Here is a 12,539-nt window from a genome sequence, read left to right on the forward strand (position 1 = left end):
GCGCCGTCGTCGTGTCAGGCCGTTCGCACGGGAGACCGGACCGGGCCGCCTCCAGGACGGGAGGCGACAGCCGCGTGAACGTGGTGTAGCGATCACACGTGCCCCCTGTGGATCTCCTCTCCAACCCCCGGCGTACGCTGTATGGCTGTCACAAGCCGCTCCTGCCGCTCCCCCGCGACATCGCGGCTCTCGGCACGGTTCGGGCTTACGGGGGAGACACAGGGGAGTTCGGGTGCTTGAGAGTGTGGGGCTGCTGACGGGCAGCCCATGGATCTACGCCGTGGTGGCCTTGTCCGTGCTGTTCGACGTGTTCGTGCCGGTGCTCCCGAGCGGGGTCCTCGTCATCGCGGCGGCGACGGCGGCCGCGGCCGGCTCCGAGGCGGCGACCGGGAACGTACCGGACCTCCTGCCGCTGACCCTCAGCGCGGCCACCGCCTCGGTCCTCGGCGACCTGATCGCGTACCGGCTGGCCCGGCGCGGCGGCGAGCGCCTCGACCGGGCCCTCGCCCGCTCCCGCCGCCTGACCGGCGCGCAGGAACGTCTCGGCGCCGCCCTCGCACGCGGCGGCGGCGCCCTGGTCGTCATCGCCCGCTTCGCGCCCGCGGGCCGCTCACTCGTCTCGCTCGGCGCGGGCGCCGCTCAGCGCCGCGTCCGCGAGTTCCTGCCCTGGTCGATCCTCGCGGGCCTGGCCTGGGCCGCGTACAGCGTCGCCCTCGGCTACTTCGGCGGCCATCTGCTGGGCACGACGTGGCTCGCCACGGGCGTTTCGCTGCTCGCGCTGTTCGGGGCGGGCGCGGGAGCGGCGTACCTGATACGGCGACCGGTGGCAGAGACGGGCACGGGCGTCTGAGGCGTACGCGGCTGGTGCGTGCGTACGCCGTCAGCCGGCCCGGCGCGCGGCCGTCTGCCCCCGCACCTCGAGCCCGTCCAGCAGCTCGGCCGTCGCCTCCGTGATCGCGTCGACCGCCCGGTCGAACACCTCACGGTTGCGGGCAGCCGGGGCCCGGAAGCCGGACACCTTGCGGACGTACTGAAGGGCGGCGGCCCGGATGTCCTCCTCGGTGGCCTCTTCGGGGAGTACGGGCGGGCGGAGAGTCTTGATGCTTCGGCACATGGGTCCAGTTTCGCGCGTGTCCGGGGATCGTGGGGCGGGGATCGTGGGGGCGGGAACAGCTGCACCTGCTGGAACCGGGAGCGGCGGTACGCCTGCAGGGACGTACCGCCGCCCTCACCCCGTGCCGGTCAGCCCTCGGCGATCTCGCGGACCTCGACCGTGAGTGTGAACTCCGCCGGGTGGATCTCGAGGAAGCGCTTGGCCCACTCCATGGCTTCGGCCTTGTCCTTGCACTGGGTGATGGAGTAGCCGCCGATCACTTCCTTGGTCTCGGTGAACGGCCCGTCGACCTGGTCGAACTTGCCGCCGGTCCAGGTGATCCGGGTGCCCTCGGCGGTCGGGTGCAGTCCGGCCGTGTCCAGCATGACCCCGGCTTTGGTGATCTCCTCGAGCAATGCGCCCATACGCTCATCGAACTCCGGGCCCAGCCCTCCGGCGGGAACGTCGTTCTCCTCGATACGGACCAGCGTCAGAAATCGCGGCATGGTGACTCCTTGGTCATCTCGGTCGCTCGGCGACAAGGACGGGGCTTCTCCCCGCCTTTCACCTCTGCGTCGAGCGGGCGACGGCGGAATCGACAACCACCCGGAGATTTTTTTGAGGACGTGTCGAGGGCTTGGCCTCGTCAGCCGGTGAGGCTCGTCAGTCGGCGAGGATCGCGTCGATCTGGCCGACCGCCTCCTGCAGACCCTCGACCATGCCCATGTTCGCCATCTGCTCCATCTGTTCCCGGGAGTCGAAGGTCGAGCGCAGCTCCATCCGGGTTCCGCCGTCGCGCTCGGTGAGCTGCACCCGCATGTTGGTGGTCGGCTGGTCGGGGCTCGGCTTGCCGTCCTGGTCGGCGAAGCCGTCGGTGAACTCCAGGGACGTCGGCGAGGTGACCGAGGTGATACGCCACCAGCCGTAGTACTTCTCGCCCTCGGGGCTGGTCATGAAGTAGCTGACGTCCCCGCCGGGGGTGAGGTCGTACTGCTCCACGGTCGCCGGGTACGTCGGCGGTCCCCACCAGCGCTCCAGCTGCCGCGGGTCGGCCCACAGCTGCCACACCCGCTCGACGGGTGCGGAGAAGTCGGCGACCAGGGTGAGGGTGAGGTTGTCGAGGTCCTTGTCCACACTGGTGACGGTCATCTGTCCGGTCCTTCCGTAGGGTCGTTCTCCTCGGGGTCCTGTGCGAGCAGACGGGACATCCTGTCCACCCTCCCGCGCCAGGCCGTCTCGAGCTCGTCGAGCGCCTGCCGCGCGCGGCCCACCGCATCGGGGTCCATACGCACGAGCTGCTCCCGTCCGCGGCGCTGCTTGGTGACGAGTCCGGCCCGCTCCAGTACCGCGACGTGCTTCTGCACCGCGGCGAAGCTCATCGGGTAGGCCTCGGCCAGCCGTGACACCGACATCTCGCCCCGCACACAGCGGCGGAGGATGTCACGGCGCGTGGTGTCGGCCAGCGCGTGGAACAGGCGGTCCACGGTCTCGTCAGTCACGCCATCTACAACCATTTGGTTGTACGTTAGCGGAAGGCGCCCACCTTGCACAGGGGTTCACACATCTGTCAGCGCAGGTCGAGCCGCATCAGGACCCGGGGATGACCGGCCAGCACGGAGGTGGTGTCGGCGGCGTGGACGAACCCGGCGCGTTCGAAGTTCTTCCGGATCCCGGCGTACGCCATCGTCAGGTCGACCTTGGCGTCGCCGTTGTCGAGGGGGTACGCCTCGATCGCGGGCGCACCATGGGCGCGGGCGAACTCGACGGCACCGGCGATGAGGGCGTGCGAGATGCCCTGCTTCCGGTGACCGGGGCGTACGCGGATGCACCACAGCGACCAGACCAGCAGGTCGTCGACGTGCGGGATCTTGCGGTTGCGGGCGAAGGACGTATCCGCGCGTGGCGCCACGGCCGCCCAGCCGACCGGCTCGTCACCGTCGTAGGCGAGCACTCCCGGAGGGGGTTCCGTACGGCACAGTCCGGCGACGTACTCACCTCGGGCCGGTCCGCGAAGCTCGTTGTTGAGCTTGGACGGGATCCGGTAGCTCAGACACCAACAGACGTTGGCCCCGGGCGACTTCGGCCCGACCAGAGCACGGACGTCCTCGAAGACCGAAGCCGGGCGAACCTCGATGACCATGGCACCACGATGCCACGGCGTACGGGGGCGCCGCCGCTCCTTCCGTCTCCGTCGTCGGCGGCGTGGAGTCACACCCTTCGCGCCCTTCGTGACTGAGCAGCCGGGGGCTTACAGCAGCGTCGGCGCGTGGAATTCGCCGAGACCGGAGGCCAGGTCCCGGTCCAGCCAGTAGCGGCGCGGTTCGGCGAGCATGACGTCGACGCTGACGGTGATGATGCCGGGGATCCTGGCCAGCTCGTTGTCGATGAAGTGCGCCACGGCGGAGCGGTCGGTGACCAGGCCGGTGGCGAGTACGGACATGTCGCTGGCGACGTGGGCGGCGAGCCTGGTCTGGGGGAGCTGGTCGATACGGCGCATGACGTCGGGGGTCTCGCCTGGGGCTACTCGCAGGCGGAGCATGAAGGGGGTCTGGAAGCCGAGCCATTCCGACACGATCTCCAGGCGCGGTTTGACCCATCCCTCGTCGAGGACCCTGCGGACGACGCGGTGTGCGGTGGAGGTGGCCAGGCCGGCGGCTCGGGCGATGCTCGCGGCAGATGCGCGGCTGTCCTGCATCAGCTGGGCGACGACGGTGCGTTCGGCCTCGCTGAGCGGTTTGGCGGGGGGTGTCGCGGTCGCGGTGCCCTCGGGGCGGGCGCCGGCGAGTTTCAGCAGCTCCGCCCTTTCGGTGTCGGTGAGGAACTGAGGGTCCCAGGTGTGGCCCCGGCGATGAGTGCTGAGGGCGGGCAGGGCTTTGACGCGGCGTACGCCGGGGACGGAGTACATCCGGTCGATCGCCTCGCTGGTGGCCGCCTCGGAGGGGGCGTGGACGACGGCGTAGAGGGGGTGGTCGCCGGAGATCTGCGCCAGGAGCTGAAGGTGGGGCAGGTCTTGGAGCCGGCGGAGGACGGCGAGCGGGGTTTCGCCGGTGATGTCCAGGAAGACGTGGACCGGCATCGCCGTGGAGTGCATGCCCCAGTCGGCCTGTCCGATCACGCGGACCATCCGGGCCTCGTACAGCCGGTCGTAACGGCGCTTCAGCGTGCTGGCGTCGGCGGACAGGATCCCGCCGATGTCGTCCCAGGTGGCCCGGGGCGCCAGGTGCAGCGCGCCGATGAGGCGCCGGTCGAGATCGTCGAGGAGGGGGCGGGTCATAGTGCCTCACCTTAGACTGCCGATTAATCCCACTGTTACATCCAAGGTATAGAGAATCTCTCATTCGACTGCCATTGTTCGCAGGAACATCCCTCGAATGCCCGAAGAGGTACCGATGAGTGCCACCGCGACCCCACCCCAGCCGACCGAGCCACAGTCGAGAGTCCTGCGCGCCGCGTTCCGCGCGTTCGCGGGGATCGAGAAGGTCGGCAACAAACTCCCCAACCCGTTCTGGCTGTTCTGGATCCTCGCGGGGGTCGTCGCCGTCCTCAGCGCCGTACTGGCGGCGGTCGGCGTCAGCGCCGTGCACCCCGGCACGGACGAGACCATCAAGGTGGAGAACCTGCTCAGCAGGGACGGCATCACCATGGCGGTCGAGGGGGCCGTCGACAACTTCGCGGCCTTCCCGCCGCTGGCCACCATCCTCACCGTGATGTTCGGCATCGCCGTCGCCGAGAAGAGCGGACTGTTCTCGGCCCTGCTGCGCCGGATGGTCGCGCGGGTGCCGGGCAAGTACCTGACCTTCGTGCTGTCGATGACGGCCATGGTCAGCCATGTGGCCGGCGACGCCGCCTACGTCACCCTCATCCCGCTCGGCGCACTGGTCTTCCGTGCGGCGGGCCGCAGCCCGGTGCTCGGCTGCATCGTCGCGTACGTCTCGATCTCCGCCGGCTACGACGCCTCCCCCTCGCTCACCACCACCGACGTACTGCTGTCGGGGATCTCCACCGCCGCCGCCCACACCATCGACGCGGACTACGTCGTCACCCCGGTGGCCAACTACTTCTTCGGGCTCGCCTCGTCGGTCCTCGTGGCCCTGGTGATCACGCTCGTCGTCGACAAGGTCCTCGCCCGCCGTACGGACCTGGAGCCCGACGAGCCGGTCGCCGCACTGAACGCCGACGAGCTGGAGGCGATCGAGGTCACCGAGCAGCAGCGCCGTGCCCTGCGCGTGACCGGGCTGGTCGCCCTGGGCTTCATCGCGTTCCTGGTGGTGGCGATGATCCCTTCGTCCTCACCGCTGCGCGGCGAGCACGGCGGCATCGTCGACTCCTCGCTGATCGGCGGGATGGCGCTCGTCCTGGGCCTGTTCTTCGCCGTGCTCGGCACCGTCTACGGCCGGATGACCGGCACCTTCTCCGCCTCCCGCGACATCATCGCCGCGATGGTCGACGGCACCCGCTCGATGGCCCCGATCCTCGTCCTCTTCTTCGCGATCTCGCAGTTCCTCGCCTACTTCAAGTGGACGAACATCGGCGACATTCTCGCCGTCAAGGGCGCCGAGACGCTGCGTGACCTGGACATGAGCGGCTGGACCGTGCTGGTCGGCGTCGCCGTGCTGATCACGTTCATGAACCTCGTCATCACCAGCGGCTCCGCCCTGTGGGCGCTGGCCGCGCCGGTGATCGTGCCCATGCTGATGCTCATCGGCATCGAGCCCGAGACCACCCAGGCCGTCTACCGCGTCGCCGACTCGGTCACCAACTGCGTCACCCCGATGAGCCCGTACTTCGTGATGGCGCTGGGCTTCATCCAGCAGTACCGCAAGTCCGCCGGCATCGGCACCCTGGCCTCCTTCACGATCCCGATCGCCGCCGTCGTCTGGGTCGTCTGGGTCGCGTTCTTCGTGGCCTGGTACCTGCTGGGCATCCCGTTCGGCATCAGATGACCCCGTCCTTCCGTCAAGGAACGCCACCCCCCACTTCGTACGAGAAGCCTCCTTCGTACGAGAAGTACGAGCCGCTTCGTACCAGAGACACGAGAAAGCAGATCATGACCGCATCGCCCGCTGCCGCCCTCACCGCCCGCGCCCAGGAGGTCTCGCCGGAGATCGTCACCGACATCCTGACCCTCGTACGCCACGAGACCAGCAGCTACGACCTGGCCGGACTCGCGGCGGGTCTGGACCTCCTGCGCGAGCTGGCCGTTCACCGGCTCGGTCGGCCCGATCACGAACAGCGCCACCCCGGCGGCGAGTGCGGCGACACCCTCACGCTGACCTACACCGGCACTGGCACTGGCGCCGGGCACGTCGCGCTCGTCGGCCACTACGACACCGTGTGGCCGACCGGCACCCTCGCCGGCTGGGAGCATCCGGAGGCGTCCGACGACAGTCGGGACAAGCTCAGCGGGCCGGGCATCTTCGACATGAAGACCGGCCTGGCCCAAGGCATTTGGGCCCTGAAGCTGGCCCGGGAGTGTGGCGCACCCCTGCCCACCGTCACCTTCCTCTTCAACGGCGACGAGGAGATCGGCTCCCTGTCCTCCCGCCCGGTGATCGAGGAGGTCGCGCAGAAGGCCGACGTCACGCTGGTGCTGGAGCCGTCCGCCCACGGCGCGGTCAAGACCGCCCGCAAGGGCTCCGGGATCTTCCGGGTCACCGCGACCGGCGTGGCGGCGCACGCCGGGCTCGCGCCCGAGGACGGGGCGAGCGCGATCACCGCGCTGTCCGAGTTCGTGGTCGCCGCCGCGGCCGTCGCCGCCCCCGAGAGGGGTACGACGGTCAACACCGGGCTCATCAAGGGCGGCTCGGCCACCAACGTCGTCGCCGGGCAGGCCACCGCCAGTGTCGATATCCGGGTCAGCAGCGAAGCCGAACAGGTCCGTGTGGACGCCGAGTTCGACGCCATCAAGGTCAGCGATCCCCGCATCCGCATCGAGATCGACCACGCCTGGAACCGGCCTCCGATGACCCTCAACGCCGCCTCCGCCCCGCTCCTCGACCTGGCCCGCGAGGTCGCCCGCGAACAGGGCCGCGACGACCTGCCCGACGCCGCCGTAGGCGGCGCCAGCGACGCCAACTTCGTCGCCGCCCTCGGCCTGCCGGTCCTGTGCGGCATGGGCGCGGTCGGCGACGGTGCCCACGCCCGGGGCGAGTTCATCCACCCCGACACGGTGCCTGCCCAGACCGCCCTGGTCGCGGGACTGCTGGGACGACTGGCACAGCCGCTGCGGGGCTGAGTCATCGCCGGTCTGCCGTACCCGCGTCACACCCGTCCGTGTGAAGTCCCCCAAGAAACTCGCATCCCAAATTCGAACAGGCGTAGCATTGCCGTGTGGCTGAGACCTACGACTTTCCGAGTGACCTCCTGGCCGGTCAGGAGGAGTTGCATCAGGTCCGGGCCGAGCTGCTGGCCCTGCTGAAGCGGCTCCCCTGGTCGGTCGAACCCATGGACGGCTTCAGCGACAACCACGGCTGGCGCAAGGTGGAGCTGCCCGCCTCACCCGGCTGGAGTGCCGACGAACAGGCCGAGGTGGAGAAGCTCCGTGAGCGTGAGCGCGAGCTGGCCGTCTTCGTGACCTGCCACCGTTTCTGGGCTGAGGTCACGGTTGCGGAGAAGGTGGACGCGAGGATGCGCCTGAAGCACGTACATGAGGACGTACGTGCGCGGGCGGAGGAGCCTGCCTCGGAGGCGTGACCGTTCGGGAGTCCCGGGAGCGGCGGCGCATCACCGGACAGCGAAAAACCCCGGCCATGATCGGCCGGGGTTCCTCGCTACTTAGGCCCGGTGGGCGCGGACGGTTTCGAACCGCCGACATCCTGCTTGTAAGGCAGGCGCTCTACCCCTGAGCTACGCACCCGTGACGAGTCGACAGCCTACCTTGCCAGGGGCAGTGCCCGGCAAACGCGTATCGGGTGCCCATCGGGTCCCGGGCTCGCGCGATGCGGGGGTTTTCCCCACCCGGGATCCGGGAGCGGGCCGGATCCCGCTCTGAGCCCCCGCTCCGTACGGTCGAAGAGCGTCCCGGGCAGAGCCGTAGGACCAGGAAGTCCACGGTCGGGGCGCCCGACATCAGGGGGAACCCATCATGGCCGTACGTATCCGCCGTTCCGCAGCCGTGGCCACCGTGGCCGTCGCCGCCGTCACCCTGCTCGCCGCCGGGTGCGGTGCAAGCGCCGGGGACGACGACGAACCCGAGCAGCGTTCGTTCGCGCTCGAGGGCCGCACGCTGACCGTCGACTCCGACGACTCCGCGCTCGAACTGGTCCCCGCCGACGTCGACAAGGTGAAGGTCACCCGGTGGTTCCAGGGCAGCGTCGTCGTCGGCGGGGACCCCAAGGTGACCTGGGCGATGGAGGACGACAGGCTCACGCTGCGGATGAAGTGCACGGGCGTGGTCGCCGACTGCTCGGCCAGGCACCGGATCGAGGTGCCGCGCGGCATCGCGGTCACCGTGAAGGACGGGGACGGCAGCGTACGGGCGAGCGGCTTCGAGGAGGCGCTGAACGTCCGCACGGGCGACGGTTCCGTGCACGTCAAGGACTCCAGCGGGCCGCTGACCCTGCGCACCGGCGACGGTTCGGTCACCGCGACCGGCGTCGACTCCCGGCGCGTGGACGTGCACACGCGGGACGGTTCCGTGCGGCTCGGCCTCGCCGCCGTACCGGACCGGGTCGTCTCACGCAGCCACGACGGCTCCGTCACCATCGAGCTGCCCGCTGAGGCGACGTACCGCGTGGACACCAAGACCGGCGACGGAAGCGTCGATGTGTCGGTGCCCCGCGACGAGCGCAGCGCACACGAGGTGTCCGCCCACACACGGGACGGGAAAGTCACGGTGCGTACGGCGAACTGACCGGGCCGTGTGTTCGTCCCTACGTGGTGGGAGAATGACACCGGGCAGGGTGGACCACAGCACGGGAGAGGGATGTGACGGCGACACCTTCACAGCCGTACACGCCGTTTGTGCCACGGGCACAGCAACTACCTCGCCACCGTGCCGATTTGGGGGCCGCGAGGGCTGCCGGGACCCGCAGCGCCGCCCGTGACCTGCTGACTCTGGTGCTCCTTCCGCTTCCGCTGCTCGCGCTCACGCTCCCCGCCGCGTTCACCGGCGGGGGGACGCGGCGGTGGTTCGGCGGCCGTTCCGAGAGCCAGCGGGCCGAGGCGCAGGCGGCCAAGGACGCCGCGGCGGCCGCGTTCTACGAACTCGACACCGCGCAGCGCGATCTGCGCATCTCGATCGAGACCATCACGGCCGTCGACGACTCCCCTGCGGCCCGGCGCGCGGTCTCCGACTTCGACGCGCTGGGGCGTCGTATAGACGAGGTCAGCCATACGTACATCAACGCGGTCGACGCCCACGACCTCGACCGCGACGACCTGGAGGCCTCCGTCGCGGCCCGGGCGCGTACGGAGCTGACCAAGGCGAAGGACGAGCTGGCCCGCGTCAAGCAGGAGCTGGACCGGTTCACCGACGGGCTCGGCCCGCTGCTCGGCAAGGCCGAGACCCAGCTGGCCCGCCTCGCCCCGGCCGTCGAGCGCGCCCGCCAGGCCCTGCTCGCCGCCTCGAACGCCCTTGACGCCGTACGAGGCTCAGGGCTCAAGGCCGACGACCTGGCCGCCCGGCTCGCCGCCCTCGGCCCCGAGCTGACCAAGCTCAATCAGGGCGCCGGGCAGCACGGCGTCCCGGAGACGCTGGAGCGCGCCGACCGGGTCGCGCGCGATGCCGAGGGGGTGCGCGCGGAGGCGGAGCGGCTGCCGGAGCGGGCCGCCGAGATCGACCGGCGCCTGGTCTCGCTGCGTACGCGCGCGCAGGCGCTCACCACCCGGTCCGGGCAGGTGGATCCGGTGCTGAGCGAGCTGCGGCGGCGGTTCACGGCCGCGTGCTGGCAGGACCTTCAGCACGTACCGGACCAGGCCGCCGAGACCGTACGACAGGCCGAGGCGAAGCTGACGGAGGCCAAGGCCGCGCGCGACGAGCAGCGCTGGGCGGACGCGACGGCGCTGCTGTCGACGGTGCGGGCCTCGCTGAACACGACCGACGAGGCCGTGTCCGCGGCCGGGGACCGGCTGCGGCGGCTGAACGAGGTGCAGAAGGACCCCCAGCGGGAGATCGACCGTACGCGCTTCGCGATCCGTGACGCCCAACGGCTGGCGATGGCAGGCCGCCATACGCCCGACCCGCGTCACGCCCGACCGCTCGACGACTCGGTGGGCCGTCTGGAGCGGGCCGTCGCCACCCTGGAGGGGCGGCACCCCGATTACTGGCACTTCCTGACCGAGACGGAGGCGGTGCGGCGGACGGTGTCCCGGGTGGTGTCGCAGATCCGTGAGGAGCGGGGGCACTCCGCCTGACGTGCATTGAAGTGCGCGTCCCTTCGGCCCACGGCCGCCCGCTAATCTGTCCGTATGCCTCGCTACGAATACCGCTGCCGGACCTGCGGTGACACCTTCGAGAAGAGCCGCCCCATGGCCGAATCGTCCGCCCCCGCCGCCTGCCCGGCCGGGCACGACGACACGGTGAAGCTGCTGTCGACGGTCGCGGTCGGCGGCTCGGCCTCGGCACCCGCGACCGCACCGACGCCCAAGGCGAGCGGCGGAGGGTGCTGCGGCGGGGGCTGCTGCGGCTGACGGCAGGTTCCTCGGCTCCCTCAGCTCCCCAGATAGCGAAGTACGGCCAGCACCCTGCGGGAGTAGCCCTCGCCTCCGGTCAACTCGAGCTTGTCGAAGATCGCGTTGATGTGCTTCTCGACCCCGCTGAGGGATATGTGCATCCGTCGCGCGATGGCCGCGTTCGTATGCCCCTGCGCCATCTCCGCCAGCACGTCCCGCTCTCGCGGGGTGAGCCGGTCCAGCAGGTCCGCGCGCTCGCTGCGCCCGAGGAGCTGACGCACGACCTCGGGGTCGAAGGCCGCCCTCCCCTGACTCACCCGCTCCAACGCGTCCAGAAACTCGTCGACTTGGACGACACGGTCCTTGAGCAGATAGCCGACGCCCTCCGAGTCTCCGGTCAACAGCTCCGTCGCGTACCGCTTCTCGACGTACTGCGAGAGCACCAGCACGCCCACGTCCGGCCAGCGCTCACGAATCTCCAGAGCCGCGCGCAGGCCCTCGTCGCTGTGGGTGGGAGGCATGCGTACGTCTGCCACCACCACGTCCGGCTGCTCCTCGGCGACGGCCGCCAGCAGCCGCTCGGCGTCGCCGACCGCGGCCAGCACCTCGTGGCCCTCCTCGGCGAGCAGGCGCACGAGCCCCTCTCTGAGCAGGGTCGAGTCCTCGGCCAGGATTACGCGCACGGCAGCTCCGCAGAGATGACGGTGGGCCCGCCCGTCGGGCTGAGCACAGTGAACCGCCCGTCGAGGGCGTCGACCCGCCGGGCCAGCCCGAACAGCCCGCTGCCCGTGGGATTCGCGCCACCCATGCCGTCGTCCTCGATTCGTACGCACAGGGCGCCCTCGGCCGCCCACAGGTGGACGGTGATATGGCTCGCCGCCGCGTGCTTGACCGCGTTGGTCACGGCCTCGCAGACCACGAAGTACGCGACGGACGCCGTCGCCTTCTCCGGCTCCGCAGCCAGCTCGTACTCCACTCTCACCGGCACGGACGAACGCTCGGCGACCGTCTCCAGGGCCGCTCGCAGTCCCGCCTCGTCCAGCGTGGTCGGGTAGATCCGCCAGGCCACCTCGCGCAGCTCGGTCAGCGCCTGCCGGCTCTCGTCGTGTGCCTGGCGCAGCAGCCGGTCCGCGCGCTCCGGATCCTGGCTGCGCAGGGCGCGGCCGAGCAGCATGCCGAGGGCGACGAGCCGCTGCTGCACGCCGTCGTGCAGGTCCCGCTCGATACGGCGCCGTTCGTCGTCGACGGCGTCCACCACCGCGGCGCGGCTCGCGGCCAGCTCCACGATCCGCCGCTCCAACTCCTCCTGGTGGCTGGGTCCGAGGAAGTGCCGGGCCAGCTGCCGCTCCAGCTCGGCGACTCCGATGACGCCCTGCACCGCCAGGAAGAGCAGGAACAGACCACCGAAGGCCGAGAAGACGATCGCCCAGGGGTGCTCGACGTCGCCGACGATCCAAGCGAACATCCAGTACGTGCTGTAAATGAGCCCAGCCGCCACCGACAGCAGCACAATCGCACCCAACGCCCCGAGCGCCCAGCGGCACGCGATGTAACGCAGGGCGCGCGCGTCCTCATACACGGGAGAGACGGACACGCTCAACCAGGTCCCGAGCCGTCGGCGCTCGAACTGCGTCAGCCTCCGCGCACCCGCGAACACGGGTCGGAGCACGGCCTGCCGACCGCGCGGCCAGGCCAGTACGGGTAACAGGGCGAGGCCCGACAGAACGGTGAAGAGCAGCTCGACGGCGGCCGAGGCGGCTCCGGTCATGAGCCCCACCCCGCACCACACCCCACGTCGTGCCACGTCTCGCATGATCGCCACGCTAGCCGGGCG

Annotated in this window: 15 protein-coding genes and 1 tRNA gene; 7 read left to right on the top strand and 9 right to left on the bottom strand. The window is 70.4% G+C overall.

Going from position 1 to position 12,539, the window contains the following annotated elements; all coding sequences use genetic code 11:
• Positions 1–232 precede the first annotated feature (232 nt).
• Complete coding sequence (locus OP79_RS14775; protein WP_033320645.1) at positions 233–850, top strand: DedA family protein; 618 nt, start codon at positions 233–235, stop codon at positions 848–850.
• A gap of 30 nt (positions 851–880) precedes the next feature.
• Here the strand turns inward: OP79_RS14775 and OP79_RS14780 are convergent, their stop codons facing one another.
• The 6 genes from OP79_RS14780 to OP79_RS14805 all read right to left on the bottom strand — a co-directional run bounded on the left by OP79_RS14780 (position 881) and on the right by OP79_RS14805 (position 4,367).
• Positions 881–1,114, bottom strand: a complete 234-nt coding sequence (locus OP79_RS14780; protein ID WP_033320646.1) for a DUF2277 domain-containing protein — start codon at positions 1,112–1,114, stop codon at positions 881–883.
• A gap of 128 nt (positions 1,115–1,242) precedes the next feature.
• A complete protein-coding gene (locus OP79_RS14785) occupies positions 1,243–1,599 on the bottom strand; it encodes a YciI family protein (protein ID WP_033320647.1) in 357 nt (118 codons plus the stop codon).
• Positions 1,600–1,756: 157 nt separating this feature from the next.
• Complete coding sequence (locus OP79_RS14790) at positions 1,757–2,242, bottom strand: SRPBCC family protein (protein ID WP_033320648.1); 486 nt, start codon at positions 2,240–2,242, stop codon at positions 1,757–1,759.
• Positions 2,239–2,607, bottom strand: coding sequence for an ArsR/SmtB family transcription factor (locus tag OP79_RS14795; RefSeq protein WP_033320649.1), 369 nt, complete (start codon positions 2,605–2,607; stop codon positions 2,239–2,241). The genes OP79_RS14790 and OP79_RS14795 overlap by 4 nt, the downstream gene beginning before the upstream one ends.
• 53 nt (positions 2,608–2,660) lie before the next feature.
• Positions 2,661–3,233, bottom strand: coding sequence for a GNAT family N-acetyltransferase (locus OP79_RS14800; RefSeq protein ID WP_033320650.1), 573 nt, complete (start codon positions 3,231–3,233; stop codon positions 2,661–2,663).
• A gap of 108 nt (positions 3,234–3,341) precedes the next feature.
• A complete protein-coding gene (locus OP79_RS14805) occupies positions 3,342–4,367 on the bottom strand; it encodes an Lrp/AsnC family transcriptional regulator (protein ID WP_033320651.1) in 1,026 nt (341 codons plus the stop codon).
• A 115-nt stretch (positions 4,368–4,482) separates the two neighbouring features.
• Here OP79_RS14805 and OP79_RS14810 point away from each other — a divergent pair, with 115 nt between their 5' ends.
• The 3 genes from OP79_RS14810 to OP79_RS14820 all read left to right on the top strand — a co-directional run bounded on the left by OP79_RS14810 (position 4,483) and on the right by OP79_RS14820 (position 7,786).
• Positions 4,483–6,036 carry an AbgT family transporter gene (locus OP79_RS14810; RefSeq protein ID WP_033320771.1) on the top strand — a complete coding sequence of 518 codons (1,554 nt, stop codon included), beginning with the start codon at positions 4,483–4,485 and terminating at the stop codon, positions 6,034–6,036.
• A 104-nt stretch (positions 6,037–6,140) separates the two neighbouring features.
• Positions 6,141–7,328 carry a M20 family metallopeptidase gene (locus OP79_RS14815; protein WP_033320652.1) on the top strand — a complete coding sequence of 396 codons (1,188 nt, stop codon included), beginning with the start codon at positions 6,141–6,143 and terminating at the stop codon, positions 7,326–7,328.
• A gap of 95 nt (positions 7,329–7,423) precedes the next feature.
• The gene (locus tag OP79_RS14820) at positions 7,424–7,786 is read left to right on the top strand and encodes a hypothetical protein (RefSeq protein WP_051744665.1); all 363 of its coding nucleotides are present in this window, start codon (positions 7,424–7,426) and stop codon (positions 7,784–7,786) included.
• A 91-nt stretch (positions 7,787–7,877) separates the two neighbouring features.
• On the opposite strand, the gene OP79_RS14825 is transcribed toward OP79_RS14820, so the two are convergent.
• A tRNA-Val gene (locus OP79_RS14825) sits at positions 7,878–7,949 on the bottom strand.
• A gap of 228 nt (positions 7,950–8,177) precedes the next feature.
• Between OP79_RS14825 and OP79_RS14830 the strand changes: the two genes are divergently transcribed.
• From OP79_RS14830 to OP79_RS14840, 3 genes are all read left to right on the top strand, one after another.
• Complete coding sequence (locus OP79_RS14830) at positions 8,178–8,945, top strand: DUF4097 family beta strand repeat-containing protein (RefSeq protein ID WP_033320653.1); 768 nt, start codon at positions 8,178–8,180, stop codon at positions 8,943–8,945.
• A gap of 74 nt (positions 8,946–9,019) precedes the next feature.
• Positions 9,020–10,447 (top strand): hypothetical protein, encoded by a 1,428-nt coding sequence (locus OP79_RS14835; protein WP_033320654.1) that lies wholly within the window; start codon positions 9,020–9,022, stop codon positions 10,445–10,447.
• 54 nt (positions 10,448–10,501) lie between these two features.
• Complete coding sequence (locus OP79_RS14840) at positions 10,502–10,723, top strand: FmdB family zinc ribbon protein (RefSeq protein ID WP_033320655.1); 222 nt, start codon at positions 10,502–10,504, stop codon at positions 10,721–10,723.
• A 20-nt stretch (positions 10,724–10,743) separates the two neighbouring features.
• On the opposite strand, the gene OP79_RS14845 is transcribed toward OP79_RS14840, so the two are convergent.
• Positions 10,744–11,388 carry a response regulator transcription factor gene (locus tag OP79_RS14845; RefSeq protein WP_033320656.1) on the bottom strand — a complete coding sequence of 215 codons (645 nt, stop codon included), beginning with the start codon at positions 11,386–11,388 and terminating at the stop codon, positions 10,744–10,746.
• Positions 11,379–12,518: a sensor histidine kinase gene (locus OP79_RS14850; RefSeq protein ID WP_106972394.1), complete on the bottom strand. Its 1,140-nt coding sequence runs from the start codon at positions 12,516–12,518 to the stop codon at positions 11,379–11,381. Before OP79_RS14850 ends, OP79_RS14845 begins: the two co-directional genes overlap by 10 nt.
• Between the last annotated feature and the right edge of the window lie 21 nt (positions 12,519–12,539).

Source organism: Streptomyces yerevanensis (genome assembly GCF_000716805.1).
Lineage (GTDB): Bacteria > Actinomycetota > Actinomycetes > Streptomycetales > Streptomycetaceae > Streptomyces > Streptomyces flaveus.

Coding starts and splice junctions, on each gene's coding strand:
- OP79_RS14785 (WP_033320647.1), bottom strand. CDS start 1,599: ATGCCGCGATTTCTGACGCTGGTCCGTATCGAGGAGAACGACGTTCCC.
- OP79_RS14830 (WP_033320653.1), top strand. CDS start 8,178: ATGGCCGTACGTATCCGCCGTTCCGCAGCCGTGGCCACCGTGGCCGTC.
- OP79_RS14810 (WP_033320771.1), top strand. CDS start 4,483: ATGAGTGCCACCGCGACCCCACCCCAGCCGACCGAGCCACAGTCGAGA.
- OP79_RS14795 (WP_033320649.1), bottom strand. CDS start 2,607: ATGGTTGTAGATGGCGTGACTGACGAGACCGTGGACCGCCTGTTCCAC.
- OP79_RS14815 (WP_033320652.1), top strand. CDS start 6,141: ATGACCGCATCGCCCGCTGCCGCCCTCACCGCCCGCGCCCAGGAGGTC.
- OP79_RS14800 (WP_033320650.1), bottom strand. CDS start 3,233: ATGGTCATCGAGGTTCGCCCGGCTTCGGTCTTCGAGGACGTCCGTGCT.
- OP79_RS14840 (WP_033320655.1), top strand. CDS start 10,502: ATGCCTCGCTACGAATACCGCTGCCGGACCTGCGGTGACACCTTCGAG.
- OP79_RS14805 (WP_033320651.1), bottom strand. CDS start 4,367: ATGACCCGCCCCCTCCTCGACGATCTCGACCGGCGCCTCATCGGCGCG.
- OP79_RS14790 (WP_033320648.1), bottom strand. CDS start 2,242: ATGACCGTCACCAGTGTGGACAAGGACCTCGACAACCTCACCCTCACC.
- OP79_RS14850 (WP_106972394.1), bottom strand. CDS start 12,518: ATGCGAGACGTGGCACGACGTGGGGTGTGGTGCGGGGTGGGGCTCATG.
- OP79_RS14780 (WP_033320646.1), bottom strand. CDS start 1,114: ATGTGCCGAAGCATCAAGACTCTCCGCCCGCCCGTACTCCCCGAAGAG.